The sequence below is a fragment of the Sphingomonas lenta genome, assembly GCF_002288825.1.
Classification (GTDB): Bacteria; Pseudomonadota; Alphaproteobacteria; order Sphingomonadales; family Sphingomonadaceae; genus Sphingomonas; species Sphingomonas lenta.
Genome location: NZ_NSLI01000001.1, coordinates 365453 through 384133, shown reverse-complemented (window position 1 = coordinate 384133; position 18681 = coordinate 365453). Strand labels below are relative to the sequence as shown.

The window sequence follows — 18681 nt, the reverse complement described above, 5'->3', positions numbered from 1 at the left end:
TAGGCGCGACGGGGCCGCCGGGTAAACGGGCTTGTGGCGCGGCTCGTCCCGTCCTAGCTCACGTTCATGGCTGCGCCCACGAGCTCCTTCGCACCGCTCGTCGACGCGCACGGCCGCGCCATCCGCTATCTGCGCATCTCGGTCACCGACCGCTGCGACCTGCGCTGCCGCTACTGCATGGCGGAGCAGATGACGTTCCTGCCCCGCGCCGAGCTGCTCGCGCTCGAGGAGATCGCCATCATCGCCGAGCGCTTCATCGCGCGCGGTGTCAGCAAGGTCCGCCTCACCGGCGGCGAACCGCTCGTCCGCCGCGACGTGGGCGAGCTCGTCGACCGCTTAGGGGGGCATGTCGGGCGCGGGCTGGAGGAGCTGACGCTCACCACCAACGGCGTGCGCCTAGCCGAGCACGCCGAGCGCCTCTACGCGTCGGGCGTCCGGCGCGTGAACGTCAGCCTCGACAGCCTGGACCCTGCCACCTTCCGCCACATCACCCGCCACGGAGATCTTACCCAAGTCCTCCGCGGCGTGTTCGCGGCGCGCGACGCCGGGTTGCGCGTCAAGATCAACACCGTCGCGCTGTGCGGGCTGAACGACCGCGAGCTTCCCGACCTGCTCGCCTGGGCGGCTGCGGAAGGCTTCGACCTGTCGCTCATCGAGACCATGCCGCTCGGCAGCGTCGACGAGGACCGGACCGACCGCTTCCTGCCGCTCACCGCCGCGTTCGACGTGCTGGCGGATCGGTTCCGGCTCACCCGCGACGCGCACCGCAGCGGCGGCCCGGCGCGCTACTGGCTGGTGGACGGCGGGCCGACGCGGCTCGGGCTGATCTCGCCGCTCACCGCCAATTTCTGCGACGGCTGCAACCGCGTGCGGCTGACGACGGAGGGCAAGCTCTACCTTTGCCTCGGCCATGACGACCAGGTGGACCTCAAGGCCGCGCTGCGCGAGGGCGGCGTCGCCGGGCTGGACGCCGCGATCGACCGCGGGCTCGGCCTCAAGCCCGCGCGCCACCGGTTCGACCTCGCCGTCCCCGCCGTCGCCCGCCACATGAGCGTGACCGGCGGATGACGCGCTACGCGCGGCGCGCGCTCGTCGCTTCGCCCACCCCGCCCGCCCAGGCCGCCGCGCGCGAGCTCGCCGACGCGGACGAATGGTGCGACCTGTCCGAGGCCGACGTCGTGATCGCGCTGGGCGGCGACGGCTTCATGCTCGACACGCTCCACGCGATGCTCGAGCGTCGCCGTCCCGAGGTGCCCGTGTTCGGCATGAACCTCGGCACCGTCGGTTTCCTCATGAACGAGTGGCGCCGCCACGGGCTGGAGGAGCGGCTCGGGCGCGCCAAGCCGTTCAAGGTCACCCCGCTCGCCGCGACCGTGCGCGGCAATGACGGCCGCTCGCACCAGCTGCCCGCGATCAACGAAGTGTCGCTGCTCCGCGAAACGCGCCAGACCGCCAAGCTGGAGGTCACCGTCAACGAACGCGTCGTCATGGACGAGCTGGTCTGCGACGGCATCCTCGTCGCCACGCCCGCGGGATCGACCGCGTACAACCTGTCGGCGCACGGCCCCATCCTGCCGCTCGACTCGGCGCTGCTCGCCCTGACGCCGATCAGCCCATTCCGCCCTCGCCGCTGGCGCGGCGCGATCCTGCCCGACCGCGCGCGCATCGGCGTGCGCGTGCTCGAACCGGGCAAGCGGCCCGTTTCCGCGGTCGCGGACCAGCAGGAGATCCGCGACGTCGCGTCGGTCGACATCCGCGTCGACCGCTCGCGCGAGCTGACGCTGTTGTTCGATCCGGAGCATGCGTTGGATGATCGCATCACGATGGAGCAGTTTATAGCTTGAGGCGGCTTGGCGCGCCCCGCGCCAAGACTCGCCGCAAGCTCGGCCGGCGTCGGCCCGCCGACGACCGACGACGCGGCTTCGCCGCGGCGCTTACCCCGCCGCCGCAAGCCCGCTCGCGACCCACGATACCGCCCCGCCGCGCCACGTGCCAAACTCCTTACAAGAGGCTTGCACCGCGCGTCCGCCCGCGTATAAGCCCGCCCCGACGACGCTGTTCCCTGATAGCTCAGCGGTAGAGCTCTCGACTGTTAATCGAGCGGCCGTTGGTTCGAATCCAACTCAGGGAGCCAGCGTCGTGCTCTCCCGCACGACATTGATTTTGTTTAGCAATTCGTCGCGGGACACATTCCGTTCATCGCACGTTCCACTTCGCGCTGGTAATGCGAACGCGCTTCGCCGCATCCCGCGCGAACGGAGAACGTAAAAATGCGTCTTAACCTTGGTCGAAAGGGCCTGCTGGCTGCGCTCGCCACCAGCACGCTCTTGGTCGCCGGCTGTGCGACCCCCACTACCTACCGCCCGGCGACCGGCTCCGGCTTCAGCCGCCAGGGTTTCAGCGAGCAGCAGGTCGCCCCCGACCGCTTCTTGGTCAGCTTCGCCGGCAACAGCGTGACGGAGCGCGACACGGTGGAGCGTTATCTGCTCTTCCGCGCCGCCGAGCTGACGCTGCAGCGCGGTTATGACTACTTCATCACCGTCCAGCGCGACACCGATCGCCAGGCGCGCGTCTACTCGACGCCGGGCTTCAACAACTTCGGCGCGTTCGGCCCCTATTGGGGTCCGGCGTGGAGCTTCTACGGCAGCCCGTTCGGCTATCGCCGCTTCGGCGGCTTCTATGGCGGTTACGGCGGCTTCGGCGGTTTTGGTGGCTTCGGCTTCAACGATTTCGACATCCGCACCGTCGACCGGTTCGAGGCGACCGCCGAGATCCTGATGCGCCGCGGCCCGATCGCCCGCGACGAGGTCCGCGCCTTCGACGCGCGCGCCGTCGTGCAGACGATCGGCCCGACGGTGGTCTATCCGGGTCAGCGCCAGCGGTAGAAGCGAGCTTCTACCGCGCCCGGGCGCTGACCCCGGCCGGCGACCGGGCGGGCCTTCCTCGCCCGTGTCGACCGACGACGCGGCTTTGCCGCGGCGGGCCATCTAAGATAACGCCGCCGGAGCACCCGCTCCGGCGGCGCTTTTCGTTTCAGACCCACTCAGTGCACGCCGCGGCGAAGCCGCGTCGTCGGTCCTAGCTGAAGCTAGGCCGGCCGGGCTTGGGCGTCTCGCGGCTAGCGTAGGCTAGCCGCGTGCGCCTTACGCCGTCACCGCCCCGTGACAATGCTTGTACTTCCGCCCCGACCCGCACGGACAAGGCGAGTTGCGGTTTACCCGCCCCTCCCACTGCTCCGGATCGTCGCCCAGGTCCGCCGCCTCCGGCCGCACGATCGACAGCGGCGGCAGCTGCGGCGTGACCAGCCCGCGCGCCGCCGCGTCCAGGTCGGCGGTGTCGTCCTCGCCCGTGAACGGGTCGAAGTGGCTGGTGATGAAGTCCGGCAGCTCGGGCAGCTCCGGCGGCATCTCCATGCGGAACTGCGCGTGGGCGACCGTGCGCGTCACGTCCTCGCGGATGCTGTCGAGCATGCGCTGGAAGAGCGCGAACGCCTCCTGCTTATACTCGTTGAGCGGCGTCTTCTGCGCGTACGCCCGCAGGTGCACCACCTGCCGCAGCGCGTCGAGCGTCGCCAGATGCTCCTTCCAGTGGTGGTCCAGGTTCTGGAGCATGATCGACTTCTCGACCTGGCGCCACGTCTCCGGCTCGAGCTCTTGCGCCTTTTCGGCGACCATCGCGTCCGCGGCCTGCTCGACACGCTCCTCGATGATCTCCGGGTCGACCGCCTCCTCCTTGAGCCAGTCCTCGACGGGCAGGTCGAGGCCCAGCACCTCGGCGAAGCGCGTCTTCATGCCCTCCACGTCCCACTGCTCGGGGTATGAGTTGGGCGGGCAGGCCTCGCCGACGATGACGTTCACCGTCTCGTGGCGCATGTCGGTGACGACGTCGTCCACCGTGTCGGCGTCCATGATGTCCGCGCGCTGCTCGTAGATGACCTTGCGCTGATCGTTCATCACGTCGTCATATTCGACGACCTGCTTGCGGATGTCGTAGTTCCTGGCCTCGACCTTCTTCTGCGCGGTTTCGATCGCCTTGGTCAGCCACTTGGACCCGATCGCCTCGCCGTCCTCGATGTTCGACCGCATCATGCGCGCGAACAGCGTGTCGGGACCGAAAATGCGGAGCAGGTCGTCGTCGAGCGACAGGTAGAAGCGCGACAGGCCGGGGTCGCCCTGACGGCCCGAACGGCCGCGGAGCTGGTTGTCGATGCGCCGACTCTCGTGGCGCTCGGTGCCGAGCACGAACAGGCCGCCCGCGTCCAGCACGCGTGCCTTCTCGTCGGCGATCTCCTGGCGGATGCGCTCGACCGCGGCGTCGCGCTCGGGGCCCTCGGCCATGCCCGCCAGCTCGTCTTCAACCCGGAACTCCAGGTTGCCGCCCAGCTGGATGTCGGTGCCGCGGCCCGCCATGTTGGTCGCGATCGTCACGCGGCCCAAGCGTCCCGCCTGAGCGACGATGTGCGCCTCCTGCTCGTGGTAGCGCGCGTTCAGCACCGCGTGCTCCACGCCCTCCTGTTGCAGGAACTCGGACAGCAGCTCCGACTTCTCGATCGACACGGTGCCGACCAGCACGGGCTGCCCCTTCTCCGCATGCTCGCGGATCTTCTTGGCGATGGCGCGGAACTTGTCCTGCGTGTTCTTGTAGAACTCGTCCTCCTCGTCGACGCGACGCACGGGGAGGTTGGTCGGGATCGTGACCACGTTCATCTTGTAGATTTGGTAGAACTCCGCCGCTTCGGTGGCCGCGGTGCCCGTCATGCCGCTGAGCTTGGGATACATGCGGAAATAGTTCTGGAAGGTGATCGAGGCCATGGTCTGGTTCTCGGGCTCGATCGTGACGCCCTCCTTCGCCTCGACCGCCTGGTGCAGGCCCTCCGACCAGCGCCGCCCGTCCATCATGCGGCCGGTGAACTCGTCGATGATGATGACCTTGCCGTCCTTGACGATGTAGTCGGTGTCGCGCTTGAACATGACGTTCGCGCGCAGCGCCTGGTTCAGGTGGTGCACCACCTGCGTGTTCTCGAAATCGTAGAGGTTCTGGCCCTGGAGCAGACCCGCGGCCTCCAGCATGCGCTCCGCCTTCTCCGTGCCTTCCTCCGTCAGGACGATCGAGCGCTGCTTTTCGTCCTTCTGGTAGTCCTCGGGGCTGAGCTGCTTCACGATCGCGTCGACGGAGATGTACAGCTCCGACTTGTCGTCGGTCGGGCCGGAGATGATGAGCGGCGTGCGCGCTTCGTCGATCAGGATCGAGTCGACCTCGTCCACGATGGCGAAGTTGAAGGGCCGCTGCACCATGCTGCTGCGCTCGTACTTCATGTTGTCGCGCAGATAGTCGAAGCCGAACTCGTTGTTCGTTCCGTAGGTGATGTCGGCGGCGTAGGCCGCGCGGCGCTGCTCGTCCGTCAGGTTCGGCACGATCACGCCCGTGGTCAGGCCCAGAAAGCCGTAGACGCGCCCCATCCACTCCGCGTCGCGGCGCGCGAGGTAGTCGTTGACGGTGACGACGTGCACGCCCTCGCCCGGCAGCGCGTTGAGGTAGGTGGCGAGCGTGGCGACCAGCGTCTTGCCCTCGCCCGTGCGCATCTCCGCGATCTCGCCGCGATGAAGCACGACGCCGCCGATCATCTGCACGTCGTAGTGTCGCTGCCCGAGCACGCGCCGCGCCGCCTCGCGCACGGTCGCGAACGCTTCGGGGAGCAGGTCGTCGAGCTTCTCGCCGTTCGCGAGCCGTTCGCGGAAGCGCGGCGTCTGCGCGGCGAGATCCTCGTCGGACATGGCCTGCAGCGCCGGCTCGAACGACGCGATCTTGGCGAGGACGGGGTTGAGCGAGCGGACGTAACGGTCGTTGGACGAACCGAAAATGGATTTGGCGAGACCGCCGAACATGGGCGTGTTCCTGTAGAATGGAGGGGCGCGAGCCGAAGGCCGCGCCGGACGAGATGGCTGCTAAGATGGTGCGGCGCGGGCCGCGCGGAAAAGCCCTATTCGCGCCGGCGCTGCAGCCAGAGACGCGGCGCGGCCGTCACGATCGCGGCGGGCGCGGACGCCGCCGGCTCCGCGACCCGATCGGCCGCAGGGCGTGCCGCGAGGAGCACATGCGCGTGGGCGCGCTCCCGCTCGGGCGCGGCGACCCGCACGGCGACCGCTACCGCCTCCGCTCGCGGCGCACGCGCGTCCGCGCCGCCGCCGGACAGGGCGGCGAGCAACGCGGAGAGGAGAAGCAGCAGCTTCATCGCCTGCCGCTCTAACCGCGCGCGGCTGTATCGTCCACTAATGGCGGCTCAGCGCTCGCTGACGATGCTGGTCGTCGACACGGTCATGAGGCCGCCCACGGGCTTGCCGTTTTTGCGCAGCGGCGCCGAGACGACGCGGCCCTTCTTGAACCCCGCGCACGCCGCCGCTCCGCCCACGCCCGACCTGCACGACAGGACGCGCCCTTGCGGGTCGAGCGTCACCGTGACCGCGACGGTCGTGGTGCTGACCGGCCCTCGCGAAAGGTCCATCACCTGCGCGGGCGCGGCGGCCTGCATGAGCAGCATGATCCAGTGCACGCCCATCGCCGTTTCTCCTCGTCCGATCGCGCCAACGACTGGTCGCCGGTTGCTTACCGAAACGTAAAAACGGCCGGGCCGTTGCGGCGGGCCGACGCGTTGGGGCGGCATGGAGCATTGGAGCCGTTCCGCCGTGCTGGTCGCGAGCCGTCTGATCCACGCCGGCCGCGAGGAGGAGTTCGGCCGCTGGGCCGACCGTTTCGACCAGGCCGCGCGCGAGTGCGCGGGCGGGCGGGGCGGCATGCGGCTGGAGCAGCCCAACGGACTGGTGCACTTCATCCAGCGCTTCGAGTCGGAGGAGGCCGCGCGGCGCTGGTGCGACTCCGACGTGCGACGCCGCCTCGCGGCCGAGGCGGACGCCTTTTCGATCGAGCACAGCGAGATCGCGACCGGCGACCGCGTCCAAGTCAGGCTGCCGAGCGAGGCGTCCGTGCCCAAGTGGAAGCTATGGCTCGCGACCTGGGCCGCCGTTTTCCCGCTGCTGCTCGTCATGAACGCGGCCGTCAAAGCGGTGGCGGGCGGCCTGCCTCAGCCCGCGCAGCTCGCGATCACCTCGCTCGCTATGACGGCGGTGCTGACCTGGTTCGTCCTGCCCGAGCTGCGTAAGCGACTCCGCCCCTGGCTGTTTCGCGACGACAAGGACGGCAGCTTGAAGAAGGAGCCGGGCTGATCACCAAAGGGAGCGGACGGGGTACTCGCGCATCTTCGTGTCTGCGGTGACGAGCGTCAGATCGGCGTGGATCGCATGCGCGATCAGCATGCGGTCGGTCGGATCCTTGTGGAGCATCGGCAACAAGGGCAGCAGCCGATATGCCTCGCCCGGGAAGTCGAGCAACGTCGCGTTCAGGCCCGAGAGCAAGATGCCGATGTTATCGACGCCCCCGAGCCGGTTCCGCACCCGTAACTCTTCATATTCATAAGCGGTGACCGCGCTCACCCCGAACTGCACGTCGGCGTCGGCGAGCGCGGCTCGAACGGCGGAGCTCAACCGAGGGTCATCGAGCCCGATCCAAACCAGGACGTGGGTATCAAGCAGCAGGACCAAATTTGCGGTTCCAACGCTCCTCGACTTCCTGGTCGGTCATGGACGGCGCGAGCATAGCGTCGTCGTCGGATACCTTGCCCTTCCAAATACCCAACGTGTTCAGACGTCGCCTGACGATCGCGTCCCGCTGCGCCTCGCTAAGTTCTCGTACCGGAGCAAGCCGGACTTGCGGAGCGCCCGCCTTCGATAACACCACCTCCTCGCCGCGCATCGCAGCCGCGACGAGTTCGGACAGTCGCGTCTTCGCTTCGCCGATGTTCACGTGGATGGTCACGAGCCGGATGGTAGGTTGGCCAACCTGCTTGGTCAAGCACTCGCGACTGGTTCCCGACCCCCCGCCCGCGTAGAGGCGCGCGCATGACCCGCTCCCCCCTCGCCCAGCCCTTTCCCGACATGCCCGCCGTCGCCGGCGTGACCGTCCGCACGGCGCGGGCGCGGTACAAGGAGTGGGACCGGGCCGACCTAACGTTCGTAACGCTGGACGAGGGCACGACGGTGGCGGGTGTGCTGACGCAGAGCCGCTGCCCTTCGCCCGAGGTGGAATGGTGCCGCGCCGCGCTGACGCTGGGCCGCGCCCGGGCGCTGGTGGTGAACGCGGGCAATTCAAACGCCTTCACCGGCCATCGCGGCCGCGCCGCGGTGGAGGCGATCGCCGCGCGTGCGGCGGGCGGGTTGGGCTGTCTACCGTCGGACGTGTTCGTCGCCTCCACGGGGGTGATCGGCGTGCCCTTGCCGATCGACAAGGCTGAGGCCGGAGTCGACGCCGCGCTCACGGTACCGCCCGCGAGCTGGCTCGACATGGCGGAGGCGATCGGCACGACCGACACTTTCCCGAAGGGCGCGATGACGCGGGCGGTCGTGGACGGCCGCACGGTGACGTTGGTCGGCGTCATCAAGGGTTCGGGAATGATCGCGCCCGACATGGCGACGATGCTCGGCTTCGTGTTCACCGACGCCGCGTGCGAGCCCGAGTTCCTGCAACGCGCTCTGACGGGCGCCAACGCGCGCAGCTTCTCGTGCATCACCGTCGACGGGGACACGTCGACGAGCGACACCGTGCTCGCCTTTGCGACCGGGGCGGCGGGCAATTCGGCGTTGGTGGACGAGGACAGCCCCGGCGCCGACGCCTTCCGCGCCGCGCTCGACGACCTGTGCCGCCAGCTCGCGCTGCTCGTCGTCCGCGACGGCGAGGGAGCCGCCAAGCTGATCGAGATCCAAGTGACCGGCGCGGAGAGCGACCGCTCTGCGCACCGAGTCGCTCTCTCGATCGCCAATTCCCCGCTCGTGAAGACGGCGGTGGCGGGCGAGGACGCGAACTGGGGCCGCGTCGTCATGGCTGTCGGCAAGGCCGGCGAGCCTGCCGAGCGCGACCGCCTCTCCATCCGCTTCGGCGACACGCAGGTCGCGCGCGAGGGGCTAGCGGTCGAAGGATACGACGAAGCACCCGTGGCCGCGCACCTCAAAGGCGACGAGATCGAGATCGGCGTCGACCTAGGCCTCGGCGAGGGCGCGGCCACCGTGTGGACCTGCGACCTGACGCACGGCTACATCAGCATCAACGCCGATTATCGGAGCTGACCCGCCTGCTCGTCACCCCGGACTTGTTCCGGGGTCCATGGCTGTGCGTACGATCCGGCCGGTTTGCGTGTACCACGATGGATCCCGGAACAAGTCCGGGGTGACGAGGTAGGGAAAGTACAAATGGAGGGCGGCTGCTTCTGCGGCGCGGTGCGTTACCGGCTCGACGCCGACTCGTTCGACACCGGCTGGTGCCATTGCCGCATCTGCCAGCGCGTTTCCGGCGCGCCGGCGCTGGTCTACACGACCGTGCCGCGCTCCAGCCTCACGATCACCCGCGGTGACGGACTGACGACCATCCAGACCACCAGCTTCGGCGAGCGCCGTTTCTGCGCGCGTTGCGGTACGCACTTGGCGATGACGGTCGCGCACGAGCCGGATATGATCGACGTCACCGTCGCCTCGCTCGACGCGCCGGAGCGCGTCGCGCCCGGCTTCCACATCTTCTGGGCGGACAAGATCGCCTGGTTCGATCCGGGCGACGACCTGCCCCGGCACAAGGCGTCCCGCTCGGGCGACCCAACGCCGCCCGAGCAGGGCGCGGCTTAGCCCAACTGGCCCTCGAGCCAGCCCTTCAGCTGGCTCTTCGGCGCGGCCCCGACCTTGGTGGCGGCCGGCACGCCGGCCTTGAACAGGATCATCGTCGGGATGCCGCGCACGCCGTAATTGCCGGGCGATTCGGGGTTCTCGTCGATGTTGAGCTTCACGATCTCGACCTGCTCGCCCAGCTCGTCCGACAGCTCTTCCAGCGCCGGGCCGATCATCTTGCACGGCCCGCACCACTCCGCCCAAAAATCGACGAGCACGGGCTTGTCGCTCTTCAGCACCTCGTCCGGGAAGCTCTGGTCGGTGACGGTCTTGGTGGGCATGTGGGTACTCCTTCGTTTCGGGTCCGGCATCTAGGACGCCGGCGTCCGTCCCTCAACGACGCTGACCCTAGCTTTGCTCCGCAGCCGCAAAGCGCGGCTTGTGCCTGTCGAGCAGATCGGGCGGAAGCGTGAACAGCACCGGCCCCGCGGTATAGAGCAGCCCCGCCTCGAGCGTCCGTCCGGGGAAGATCACCCGCAGCGCGGCGGCGTAGGCGGCCATCTGCCGCAGGTGGAACTCGGGTATCTCGTCCAGCGACTCCGGCACGAGCCGCGTCGTCTTGAAGTCGACCACGCGCACGAGCGCGTCGCCGATCAGCAGCCGGTCGACCGTGCCCGTCACGACGCCGCCGTCCACCACCGCCGTGATCGGCGCCTCGGCGAGCGAGTCGGGCCCGAACAGCTCGGCGAAACGAGCGTCCTCCAGCACGGCGAGCACCGCGTCGATGATCTCCGCGCGCTCGCCCGCCTCCTCGACGCAGGCCACCTTCTCCAGCCAGTGATCGGCCGCCGCACGGCGCTTATCGGGTGGACAGGGCGGCAGCCGCTCGAACAGCGCGTGCATCAGCGTGCCGCGCTCCGCCGCCTTGCGCTGCGCCTGAGAGGGCGGCGGGTTCGCCACCTCGTCGCCGCGGATCGCCGAGGGCGCGAGCGGCCGCGGCGGACGCGACTCCTCCGGCAGCGGCCGCCGCGCCCAATCGGGCAGCATGGGCTTGGGTCCGTCAGGACCCCGGTCCGCCCCGCGCCGGCCCACCGGCTTCTGCGGCTCGATTCCGCGGAACTCGCGTGGCGCCCCGCCGTACACCCGCGGCACGCCCAGCGCGTCGAACGCGCGGTCGGCGGCCGTGTACCAGCTCATCACGGGCGCGACGCCCTTGTTGCGCGGCCCCAGCGAACCGGTGATCACCAGCCGCTCCTCCGCGCGCGTCGCGGCGACGTAGAAGAGCCGCCAATGCTCCTCCAGCTCGCGCCGGTCCGCCTGGGCGATCGCATCCGCCATCGGCCCGCCCCGCTCGGCGGCGCGCGGGCGGAACACGGGGATGGGCTCCGCCCCCTCCTCCGGCGACCATTTCAGGACCGATCGCGGCGTCAGCGTCGGATCGACGGTCGCGTCCGCCAGGATCACGAGCGGCGCCTGCAGGCCCTTAGCCGCGTGCGCCGTCATCACGCGCACCGCGTCGAGCGGGGCGGAGGGGTCACGCTTGATCTCCACCTCGCCGCGGTCGAACCAGTCGAGGAAACGCTGGAGCGACGGCGTGGTTGTTGTCTCGAACTGCAGCGCGGAGTTGAGCACCTCCTCGATCGGATCGCGCGCTTCCTCGCCCAATCGCAGCAGCAGCTTACGTCGCCCGTCGAGCTGGCCCGAGAGAAGGTCCTCCAGAAACGCGTAAGGTGTGAGGAAGTCCGCGACGCTCAGCATGTGGCGGAGCGGCTGGAGGCGTTCGGGCGGCTGCGTTTGCTGCAGGTGCCGCCACAGGCTCGTCGAGCGTCGCACCGCCGCGTGCATCAGCTCGTCCTGCGTCCAACCGAGGAGCGGGCTGACGAGCAGCGACGCGAGCGACAGGTCGTCGTCGGGCTGGAGCACGAAGCGCACCGCCGCCAGCAGGTCCTGCACCGCCAGCGGCGCGTTCAGCCTGAGCCGGTCGACGCCCGCCACCGGCACGCCCTCCGCGTAAAGGCGGGCCACGATCAGCGACGCGAGCTCGCCCCGGCGCTTCACCAGCACCATGATGTCCTCAGGGCGAAGCCGCCGGCCCTTGGACTCGAGCATCAAGCCGTCGCGCAGCCACTTCTTGATCTGTGCGGCGATCCGGCGGGCGTTCTCGCGGACGGTGTCGCTGACCCAGCCCTCCTCGTCCTCGTCCGCGCCGCCGTCGACCACCGGCTCCCACAGCGTCACGGTACCGGGGCCGGGCACCTCGCTCCGATGCGGCTCGGGCCGGTCGTAGAGGCCGAGGCCGGGCGCTGGGATCACGTCGAGCGCGCGGTCGACGAACTCCAGCACGGGGCGCGTGGAGCGGAAGGACTGCACCAGCGACAGCCGCTCGAACGGCAGGCCGCGGTCGTTCTCGGGCACGTCGGCGTCGTACACCTCGCCCGCGCGCCGGGCGAAGCTCTGCTCCGCGGCCTCGAAGAAGCGCGGGTCGGTGCCCTGGAAGCCGAAGATCGCCTGCTTGTAGTCGCCCACCGTGAACAGGGTGCGCGTACGCGGAGCGTAGATGCCGCGACCGACGAAGAACTCGTCCACCAGCGCCCGGACGATCCGCCACTGCGACAGGTTGGTGTCCTGCGCCTCGTCGATCAGGACGTGCTCGGTCACCTGGTCGAGCTTGTAGCGCACCCATTCGCCGATGCCGGGTTGATCGAACAGGTCGACGGTGCGCTGGATCAGGTCTTCGAAATCGACCGCGCCGACGCGCCGCTTCGCCGCGGTGTAGGCGCCCGCGAACTCGCGCCCGACCTCCAGCCCGTCGGCGAGCAGGTCGGCGTACCCCGCGCGCGCGGCCTTGGCGAGCATCTCGCCCGACCAGTCGGCCAGCTCCTCCGCGAGGCGCTCGTACTGCGGCTCGGCGTCGAGCACCTTGGCGGGGATCTTCTTCAGCTCACCTTTCTGGGTCAGCACCACGCCCGCGAGCTCGTCGAGCGTCGCGAGCCGCGCATGCGCCTCCGAGCCGATCCAGCGCTCCACCGCATCGGCGTTCTTGGTCCCTGTCGCCGTTCCCCAAGCCCGGTTCGCCGCCGCGATCCGTCGGAGGCCGCCGCAGTCGAACCCGCCGCACTCGCCCGCCAACGCGTCGGCGATGTCGCCGTCGGGCAGGTCGAGGTTGCGCCGAACCCATGCCTGTATCCCGAGCGGCAGCGCGTCCATCGCCCGTGCGCTCCGGGCGCACTCGATCAGGAAGCTCTCCGCCGCGCCCTCGCCCAAGCGCCGGCTCAGCGCGCCGACGATCTCGACCGGCCGCCTGCGCCCCTCCCGCTCCGCTTGGGCCAGCATCAGCGCCAGCGTCTCGCGCAGCAGCACCGCCTCCTCGCGCGCCTCCAGCGGGCGGAAGCCGGGCGCGAGCCCCGCCTCGACCGGAAAGGCGGCGAGGATCGACTGGCAGAAGCTGTGGATCGTCTGGATGCGGATGCCGCCGCCCGGCGCGTCGAGCACCTTGGCGAACAGCGTGCGCGCTTGGGTTTGCAGCTCGGGCGTCGGGTCCTCGCCCAGCGCCGCGAGGTCGCCCGCCAGCTCGCCCAGCGGCATGCGCACCCAGGCGGCCAGCCGCTCGCTGATCCGCCCCGCCATTTCGGCCGCGCCCGCCTTGGTGAAGGTGAGCGCCAGGATCGCGTTCGGGTCGACGCCGCGCAGCAGCAGCCGGAACACGCGCGCGGCGAGCACCTGCGTCTTGCCCGTACCCGCGGAGGCGGACAGCCACACATGCGCGTTCGGATCGGACGCCGCCTCCTGCGCGCCCTTGAGACGCGGCAGCGGCGAGATGCGATCGAGGGCTTTGGCGGCCATCGGCTACTCCACCCGCCCGTACCACTCGTCGCGGCGCATGAGCTGGTCGTACTCCGCATAGGGCGCGTATTCCGGCACCAGCTTGGCGGTGAACGGCTCCTCGCCCGTCAGCCATTTGCGCGCCGCCTCGACGAACTGCGCCGCCGCGCGCGTCGTGAACTCGTCGGTGACGATGCGGTCGCGCTCGCCCGACGGGTGCACCGGCGAGACCACGCGCCCGAAACCCTCCTTGAACTTCGCCAGCGACCAATATTCGAACGCTTTGGCCCGCCCCTCCACGTTCGGGAACCCGCCCCGCTCGGCGATGACGCCCAGCATGCCGAGCTGCATGGAGAAGCCCTCCTTGACCGCCGCGGTCGAGGGCGCCTGGCCCGTCTTGTAGTCGATAACGCCCAGGCTCCCGTCGGGCAGTCGGTCGATGCGGTCGTAGCGCCCGGTCAGCGTCACGCCCGCGATCTCGGTCCCGCCCGAACCCTCGACGGACAGGATGCGCCGCCCCTCCGCCGCGGCCTCGGCGACGGTGGACGCGATCCACTCGACCGCCTCCATCAGCCGGGGCGACCACAGCGCCCGGATCATCGGATGCGTGAGCTCGTCCTCCATCAGCGCCCGCGCGCGCTCGGGCAGCTTGGCGGGGTCGGCGCGGTCGTGCCGGAACCACTGCTCCAGGATCAGGTGCACCGCCGTGCCGCGCCAGCGTGCGGACGGGTCGGCGTCGACCGGCTCCAGCGGGTTCAGCCCCAGCACGCGCCGCGCGTAGAAGGCGTAAGGGTCGGCCTTGAGCCGGTCCACCTCGGTCACGGAGATGCGATCGGGACGCAGGTCCGCCGGCGGTGAGGGCGCGGGTCGGTCGGCGGGCTTGAAGTCGCCGGGGTCGTCGATCGCCTCCGCCCAGCCCTCCAGGTCGTACGCCCGCTCGAACCGCTCGCCCGCCAGCGCCTCAAGCCTCAGCCAGAAGCGCGACGCCAGCGTCGGCGCGCTCTCGTCGCGCCTGGCCCGCGTGATCAGCGCCTGCGGGGCGCCCAGCGCCTGCCCGAAATCATGCGCCGCTAGGCCGACGCGCCGCTCCAGCCCCGGCAGCCCGAGCTCCTGCCGGATGCGCGGTGCGAGCCAGGGGTCGGGCGCGGGGATGCCCGGCCATACGCCCTCGTTCAGCCCGCCGAGGATCATCAGGTCGGCCGATTGCAGCCGCGCCTCGATCTGCCCGTAAATGGCGAGCCGCGGGTGACCGCCGAACGGCGGCCGCACCGCCTGCTCGTCGAGCAAGGTGCGCAGCAACGGCGCGACGCCCTGCGGGTCGATCAGTCGCGGCCCGTGCCCGCTCTCCCGCTCGAGGTCAGCGAGGAACTCCGCCGCGCACCGCCCTTCCGGCCGTGCCCAGATCGCCTCGCCGCACAGCGCCTGCGCCGCCTCGCGCAGGCACGCCACGAACGCGCCCAGCGGCTGCGGCCCGTCGCCGTACGTCCGCGCGACCGGTTCAAGGCAGGTCCGCGCCGTCGGCCACCAGTCCATCGCGATCGCGCGCGCCTTGCCGTCGGGCGCGAGCGGATCCTGCAAGTGCCCGTCGATCCCCTCCAGCCCCGGCGCGGGCCGCGGGCCCCGCAGCACCTGGTCGAGCGCCCGCGCCCCGCGCAGCCACTCGCCCCTACCCTCGCCCGACTTGACGAGCGGGTGCTTGAGCAACGTCAGCAGCGACAGCGGCGGGAAACGCTGCGCCGCCGCGTCCGCCAGCGCCAGCAGGAACGTCCCCGGCGGCAGGATCGCGAGCGGTCGCCCGGCGGAGTCGTCCGCCTCCACGCCCCAGCGCTTCAGGTGCGCGCCCACGCGCCGCGCGAGCTTGCGATCGGGCGTGACCAGCGCGGCGGTGCGCCCCGGCGTCTCCAGCACCTCGCGCATCGCGAGCGCGATCCCCTGCGCCTCGGCGGCGGGCGTCGGGAACTCCGCCGCGCGCACGCCCGCCAGCCGCCGCTCCTCCGGCCGGAGCGCGCTCCACGCCCCCGTCGCCTCGGCGGGTGCCAGCGCGTTCTGGATAGCCTTGCCGCGCGCCGCGCTCGCGTCGTGGTCGGATCCGTAAGGCCAGGTCGCGACCTCCGCCCGGTTCACGCCCATGCGGTCGAGCAGCACCTTGAGCCCGAACTGCGGGTGCGTCTCGATCGAACGCCGCGCGCGGCCCGTGTCCGGGTCGGGCTCGTGCGGTCCCAGCGAGTCCCACTCCTCGTCCGGCATGGCCGTCGCCAGCCCGGCGAACACGACGGTGCCGTCGCGCATCGACGCCACGCACCGCATCAGCCGCGACACGCAGGGCGACGAGTCGGTCACGCCCGCCGCGCAGACGAAGCCCGCCGGCGGCTCGACGGCCCAGCGCTCCGATAAGCGGCTGATGAGCCGCGAGCGGCGGTCGACGGGGTCGATCATGCCTAGCCTGGCGAGCTCGTCGGGCCAGCGGTCCAGGATCACCTCGAACAGCTCGAGCGAGCGCTGCCAATGCTCCGACAGCTCGGGCGTCAGATCCAGTTCGCGCAGGCGCTCGGGCTCGATCTCCTCGAGGCGCATCTGGTCGAGCGTGCGCGCCAGCTCGCCGGCCAGCCGCACCGCCTCGCCGGCGTCGATCTCCGCGCCGCGCCGCGCCCGCTCCTCCGCGATTAGCCGCGCCAGCATCATGCGCCGCCGCATCGGCGGCACGGCCGGCGGGACGGGATCGTCGCCGACGGGGTCGAGCGCGGCGCCCACGCCTTCGCCGATGTCCGGATCGCCCAGCGCCACCATGCGCGGCAGCAGCAGCCCGCCGCCGCTCGCGCGTACGAACGCTTCCGTGATCGCGCGGACGGAGCGGTTGTTGGGCAGCAGGATGATCCCGCGCGCGATGCGGCCCGGCTCGTCGCCGTACCGCTTCATCAATCCCGCGACGAGCGAGTCGGCGAACGCCCGGTGGGCGGGGATGGTGTAGACGCGGGGCTTGCGCGCCTCAGCCACCGGCGAGCACCGCCTCCGTCGCCGGGATCGCCTTGGGAGAGCCGACGTCGAACCACATGCCCTGGTGGACGACGCCGTAGAGCCGCTCCTTCTCGAGCGAGCGGTTCCAGAACAGGTTGGTCGAGAACGGCCCGTCCGGATGGTTCTCGATCACGCGGGGGTCGAGGATCTGCACGCCCGTATAGACGAAGGGCGCGACGCGGCCCTGCTTGCGCCGCGCGACGATCCGCCCGTCGCCGCCGATATGGAAGTCGCCGCGGCCGGGATGGTTGTACGCCCTCGCGAACGGCACCACGAGCAGCAGCGCATCCATCACGTCGCCGTCCCAGCGATCCGCCAGCAGCCGGATCGCGTCCACCGGCCCGTCGACCCAGAGATTGTCCGAGTTCACCACTAGGATCGGCTCGTCGCCCAGCAGGTGGCGCGCCTTCACCAGCCCGCCGCCCGTCTCCAGCAGGCGCTCGCGCTCGTCGGAGACAATGATCTCGATGTCGGACGCGTAGCGCGCGAGGTGCGCCTCCAGCGCGTCGGCGAGATAATGGACGTTGACCACCGCACGCTCGACGCCCGCCGCGCGCAGCCGGTCGAAGACATGGTCGATCAGCGCCTTGCCCGCGACCTCGATCAGGGGCTTGGGCCGCGTGGCGGTGAGCGGGCGCATGCGCTTGCCCAGGCCCGCCGCCATCACCATCGCGGTGCGCGGCACGGGCGCCGACGGCTGCGGCCTCAGCGCGAGCGCCGCCCTCCTCATCGCGCCAGCGCCACCGGATCGCCGCGCATCTCGGGAGGCAAATTCGCGTCGAACCAGCGCGTCACGGGGCCGAGCACCTCTTGCTGGAGGTCGCGCTCCAGATAGCCCCAGACGCGCGGCAGCAGCGTCGGGTAGCGCGGCTTGCCGTCGCGCTTCCACAGCCGCGTGAAGATGCCGACGATCTTCGCGTTCCGCTGCGCGCCGAGCACATGGTAGGCGCGCATGAACGCGTCGCCCGCGCCGGTGGCGTCGCGGTAGCGGCGGAGCATCAGCTCCTCCAGCCCCGGATCCACGTCGCGCCTGGCGTCCTGCAGCAAGGAGACGAGGTCGTAGGCCGGATGCCCGGCGAGCGCGTCCTGAAAGTCGAGCAGCCCGAGCCTGTCGTCGACGAGCATCAGGTTCTCGGCATGATAGTCGCGCAGCACCGTCACCGGCTCGGGCGTCAGCGCGTGCTCGAAGACGCTGTCCCACGCGGCGCGATAGCCCTCGACGTCGACGTCCAGACCCACCGCCGGGCAGTACCACTCGGTCAGCAACGCCGCCTCGCGGTGCAGCACGTCGCGGTCGTACGGCTCCAGGGGTCCGGCCGGGTGCTTGTGCAGGTCGACGAGCACGTCCACCGCCGCCTCGTAGAGCGGCGTCATGCGGCCCGGCTCGGCGTCCACCGTCTCGCGCATGCGCCGGTCGCCGAAGTCCTCCAGCAGCACTAGACCCTGGCCCAGGTCGGACGCGAGAATGCGCGGCGCGCCGAAGCCGCGCTCGCCCAGCCACTCGCCCACCGACAGGAACGGCCGCGGGTCCTCGTGCGGCGGCGGCGCGTCCATCAGAACGGCGGACGCGTCGCCGCGCTTCACGCGGAAATATCGGCGGAAAGAGGCGTCGCCGGCGAGCGGCAGCACCTCAGCCCCGCTCCATCCCGCCCGTCCCAGAAACTCGTCCGCGCCCGCAGGCGGCGTCATGTCGACCATCGGCCTTCCCATGCCGCGGGCGCATCCCAAGTCAAGGCGCGTGCGCCGTCCGGTTCGATCGAGAGCGTGAGGCGCAGCGCGTCGGGCCAGCGGTCCGGGCCCGCGCGCTCCGGCCATTCCACGACGAGCACGGAGTCGCCCAGCGCATCGTCGAGCCCAAGCTCCTCCACCTCGTCCGGATCGTCGAGCCGGTACAGGTCGACGTGCAGCACCGGCAGCCGCACCTCCGGCGGGCCATAGGGCTGCACGATCGCGAACGACGGCGACGGCGCCTCCCCTTCCAGCCCCAGCGCGGCCAACAGCCCGCGCGCGATCGAAGTCTTGCCCGCGCCGAGCGGTCCGGACAGCGCGACCACATCACCGGGACGGAGCTTCAGCGCCAGTTCCGCTCCGACCGCCTCGGTCGCGGGCGCATCCGCTAATCTCAGCACCTCCCTCTTCCCTC

At 70.7% G+C, this 18681-nt stretch carries 17 protein-coding genes and 1 tRNA gene; 7 read left to right on the top strand and 11 right to left on the bottom strand.

The window, feature by feature from the left end:
- Positions 1-66 precede the first annotated feature (66 nt).
- From moaA to CKY28_RS01795, 4 genes are all read left to right on the top strand, one after another.
- A complete protein-coding gene (gene moaA, locus CKY28_RS01810) occupies positions 67-1068 on the top strand; it encodes a GTP 3',8-cyclase MoaA (RefSeq protein WP_095996614.1) in 1002 nt (333 codons plus the stop codon).
- Positions 1065-1844, top strand: a complete 780-nt coding sequence (locus CKY28_RS01805) for an NAD kinase (RefSeq protein ID WP_095996613.1) — start codon at positions 1065-1067, stop codon at positions 1842-1844. The genes moaA and CKY28_RS01805 overlap by 4 nt, the downstream gene beginning before the upstream one ends.
- 215 nt (positions 1845-2059) lie before the next feature.
- Positions 2060-2134: transfer RNA gene (locus CKY28_RS01800), tRNA-Asn, on the top strand.
- Between the two features lie 136 nt (positions 2135-2270).
- Complete coding sequence (locus tag CKY28_RS01795; RefSeq protein WP_095996612.1) at positions 2271-2885, top strand: CC0125/CC1285 family lipoprotein; 615 nt, start codon at positions 2271-2273, stop codon at positions 2883-2885.
- A 258-nt stretch (positions 2886-3143) separates the two neighbouring features.
- On the opposite strand, the gene secA is transcribed toward CKY28_RS01795, so the two are convergent.
- The 3 genes from secA to CKY28_RS01780 form a co-directional block, all read right to left on the bottom strand.
- Positions 3144-5885: a preprotein translocase subunit SecA gene (secA, locus tag CKY28_RS01790; RefSeq protein ID WP_095996611.1), complete on the bottom strand. Its 2742-nt coding sequence runs from the start codon at positions 5883-5885 to the stop codon at positions 3144-3146.
- A gap of 95 nt (positions 5886-5980) precedes the next feature.
- On the bottom strand, positions 5981-6232 hold the full coding sequence (locus CKY28_RS18110; protein ID WP_141243827.1) for a hypothetical protein: 252 nt from the start codon (positions 6230-6232) through the stop codon (positions 5981-5983).
- Between the two features lie 48 nt (positions 6233-6280).
- Positions 6281-6556: a hypothetical protein gene (locus CKY28_RS01780; protein WP_095996609.1), complete on the bottom strand. Its 276-nt coding sequence runs from the start codon at positions 6554-6556 to the stop codon at positions 6281-6283.
- Between the two features lie 103 nt (positions 6557-6659).
- On the opposite strand from CKY28_RS01780, the gene CKY28_RS01775 reads away from it, so the two are divergent.
- Positions 6660-7220, top strand: coding sequence for a putative antibiotic biosynthesis monooxygenase (locus CKY28_RS01775; protein WP_095996608.1), 561 nt, complete (start codon positions 6660-6662; stop codon positions 7218-7220).
- Here CKY28_RS01775 and CKY28_RS01770 read toward each other — a convergent pair whose 3' ends face one another.
- Together CKY28_RS01770 and CKY28_RS01765 are read right to left on the bottom strand one after the other, a co-directional pair.
- The gene (locus tag CKY28_RS01770; RefSeq protein WP_245841496.1) at positions 7221-7538 is read right to left on the bottom strand and encodes a type II toxin-antitoxin system VapC family toxin; all 318 of its coding nucleotides are present in this window, start codon (positions 7536-7538) and stop codon (positions 7221-7223) included.
- A gap of 40 nt (positions 7539-7578) precedes the next feature.
- On the bottom strand, positions 7579-7869 hold the full coding sequence (locus CKY28_RS01765; RefSeq protein ID WP_217989538.1) for a type II toxin-antitoxin system Phd/YefM family antitoxin: 291 nt from the start codon (positions 7867-7869) through the stop codon (positions 7579-7581).
- Positions 7870-7952: 83 nt separating this feature from the next.
- Here CKY28_RS01765 and argJ point away from each other — a divergent pair, with 83 nt between their 5' ends.
- Positions 7953-9173, top strand: a complete 1221-nt coding sequence (gene argJ, locus CKY28_RS01760) for a bifunctional glutamate N-acetyltransferase/amino-acid acetyltransferase ArgJ (RefSeq protein ID WP_095996606.1) — start codon at positions 7953-7955, stop codon at positions 9171-9173.
- Between the two features lie 123 nt (positions 9174-9296).
- Positions 9297-9722, top strand: coding sequence for a GFA family protein (locus tag CKY28_RS01755; protein ID WP_095996605.1), 426 nt, complete (start codon positions 9297-9299; stop codon positions 9720-9722).
- On the opposite strand, the gene trxA is transcribed toward CKY28_RS01755, so the two are convergent.
- From trxA to tsaE, 6 genes are all read right to left on the bottom strand, one after another.
- Entirely contained in the window at positions 9719-10042 is a 324-nt protein-coding gene (gene trxA, locus CKY28_RS01750; protein ID WP_095996604.1) for a thioredoxin, read from the bottom strand. The two genes, CKY28_RS01755 and trxA, sit on opposite strands and share 4 nt — an antisense overlap.
- A 67-nt stretch (positions 10043-10109) precedes the next feature.
- Positions 10110-13544 (bottom strand): double-strand break repair helicase AddA, encoded by a 3435-nt coding sequence (gene addA / locus CKY28_RS01745; RefSeq protein WP_095996603.1) that lies wholly within the window; start codon positions 13542-13544, stop codon positions 10110-10112.
- A 3-nt stretch (positions 13545-13547) separates the two neighbouring features.
- Positions 13548-16517 (bottom strand): double-strand break repair protein AddB, encoded by a 2970-nt coding sequence (gene addB / locus CKY28_RS01740; protein WP_095996602.1) that lies wholly within the window; start codon positions 16515-16517, stop codon positions 13548-13550.
- Entirely contained in the window at positions 16510-17268 is a 759-nt protein-coding gene (locus CKY28_RS01735) for a nucleotidyltransferase family protein (RefSeq protein WP_095996601.1), read from the bottom strand. Before CKY28_RS01735 ends, addB begins: the two co-directional genes overlap by 8 nt.
- Positions 17265-18227: an aminoglycoside phosphotransferase family protein gene (locus CKY28_RS01730; RefSeq protein ID WP_176472936.1), complete on the bottom strand. Its 963-nt coding sequence runs from the start codon at positions 18225-18227 to the stop codon at positions 17265-17267. Before CKY28_RS01730 ends, CKY28_RS01735 begins: the two co-directional genes overlap by 4 nt.
- Positions 18224-18664, bottom strand: coding sequence for a tRNA (adenosine(37)-N6)-threonylcarbamoyltransferase complex ATPase subunit type 1 TsaE (gene tsaE / locus CKY28_RS01725; RefSeq protein ID WP_245841547.1), 441 nt, complete (start codon positions 18662-18664; stop codon positions 18224-18226). The genes CKY28_RS01730 and tsaE overlap by 4 nt, the downstream gene beginning before the upstream one ends.
- Positions 18665-18681 lie beyond the last annotated feature (17 nt).

Bases quoted from the DNA above. Each gene is read 5' to 3' on its own strand.
- CKY28_RS01755 (WP_095996605.1), top strand. From the start codon at position 9,297: ATGGAGGGCGGCTGCTTCTGCGGCGCGGTGCGTTACCGGCTCGACGCC.
- CKY28_RS01780 (WP_095996609.1), bottom strand. From the start codon at position 6,556: ATGGGCGTGCACTGGATCATGCTGCTCATGCAGGCCGCCGCGCCCGCG.
- trxA (WP_095996604.1), bottom strand. From the start codon at position 10,042: ATGCCCACCAAGACCGTCACCGACCAGAGCTTCCCGGACGAGGTGCTG.
- CKY28_RS01795 (WP_095996612.1), top strand. From the start codon at position 2,271: ATGCGTCTTAACCTTGGTCGAAAGGGCCTGCTGGCTGCGCTCGCCACC.
- CKY28_RS18110 (WP_141243827.1), bottom strand. From the start codon at position 6,232: ATGAAGCTGCTGCTTCTCCTCTCCGCGTTGCTCGCCGCCCTGTCCGGC.
- CKY28_RS01805 (WP_095996613.1), top strand. From the start codon at position 1,065: ATGACGCGCTACGCGCGGCGCGCGCTCGTCGCTTCGCCCACCCCGCCC.
- CKY28_RS01735 (WP_095996601.1), bottom strand. From the start codon at position 17,268: ATGAGGAGGGCGGCGCTCGCGCTGAGGCCGCAGCCGTCGGCGCCCGTG.
- addA (WP_095996603.1), bottom strand. From the start codon at position 13,544: ATGGCCGCCAAAGCCCTCGATCGCATCTCGCCGCTGCCGCGTCTCAAG.
- CKY28_RS01730 (WP_176472936.1), bottom strand. From the start codon at position 18,227: ATGACGCCGCCTGCGGGCGCGGACGAGTTTCTGGGACGGGCGGGATGG.
- moaA (WP_095996614.1), top strand. From the start codon at position 67: ATGGCTGCGCCCACGAGCTCCTTCGCACCGCTCGTCGACGCGCACGGC.
- secA (WP_095996611.1), bottom strand. From the start codon at position 5,885: ATGTTCGGCGGTCTCGCCAAATCCATTTTCGGTTCGTCCAACGACCGT.
- argJ (WP_095996606.1), top strand. From the start codon at position 7,953: ATGACCCGCTCCCCCCTCGCCCAGCCCTTTCCCGACATGCCCGCCGTC.
- CKY28_RS01775 (WP_095996608.1), top strand. From the start codon at position 6,660: ATGGAGCATTGGAGCCGTTCCGCCGTGCTGGTCGCGAGCCGTCTGATC.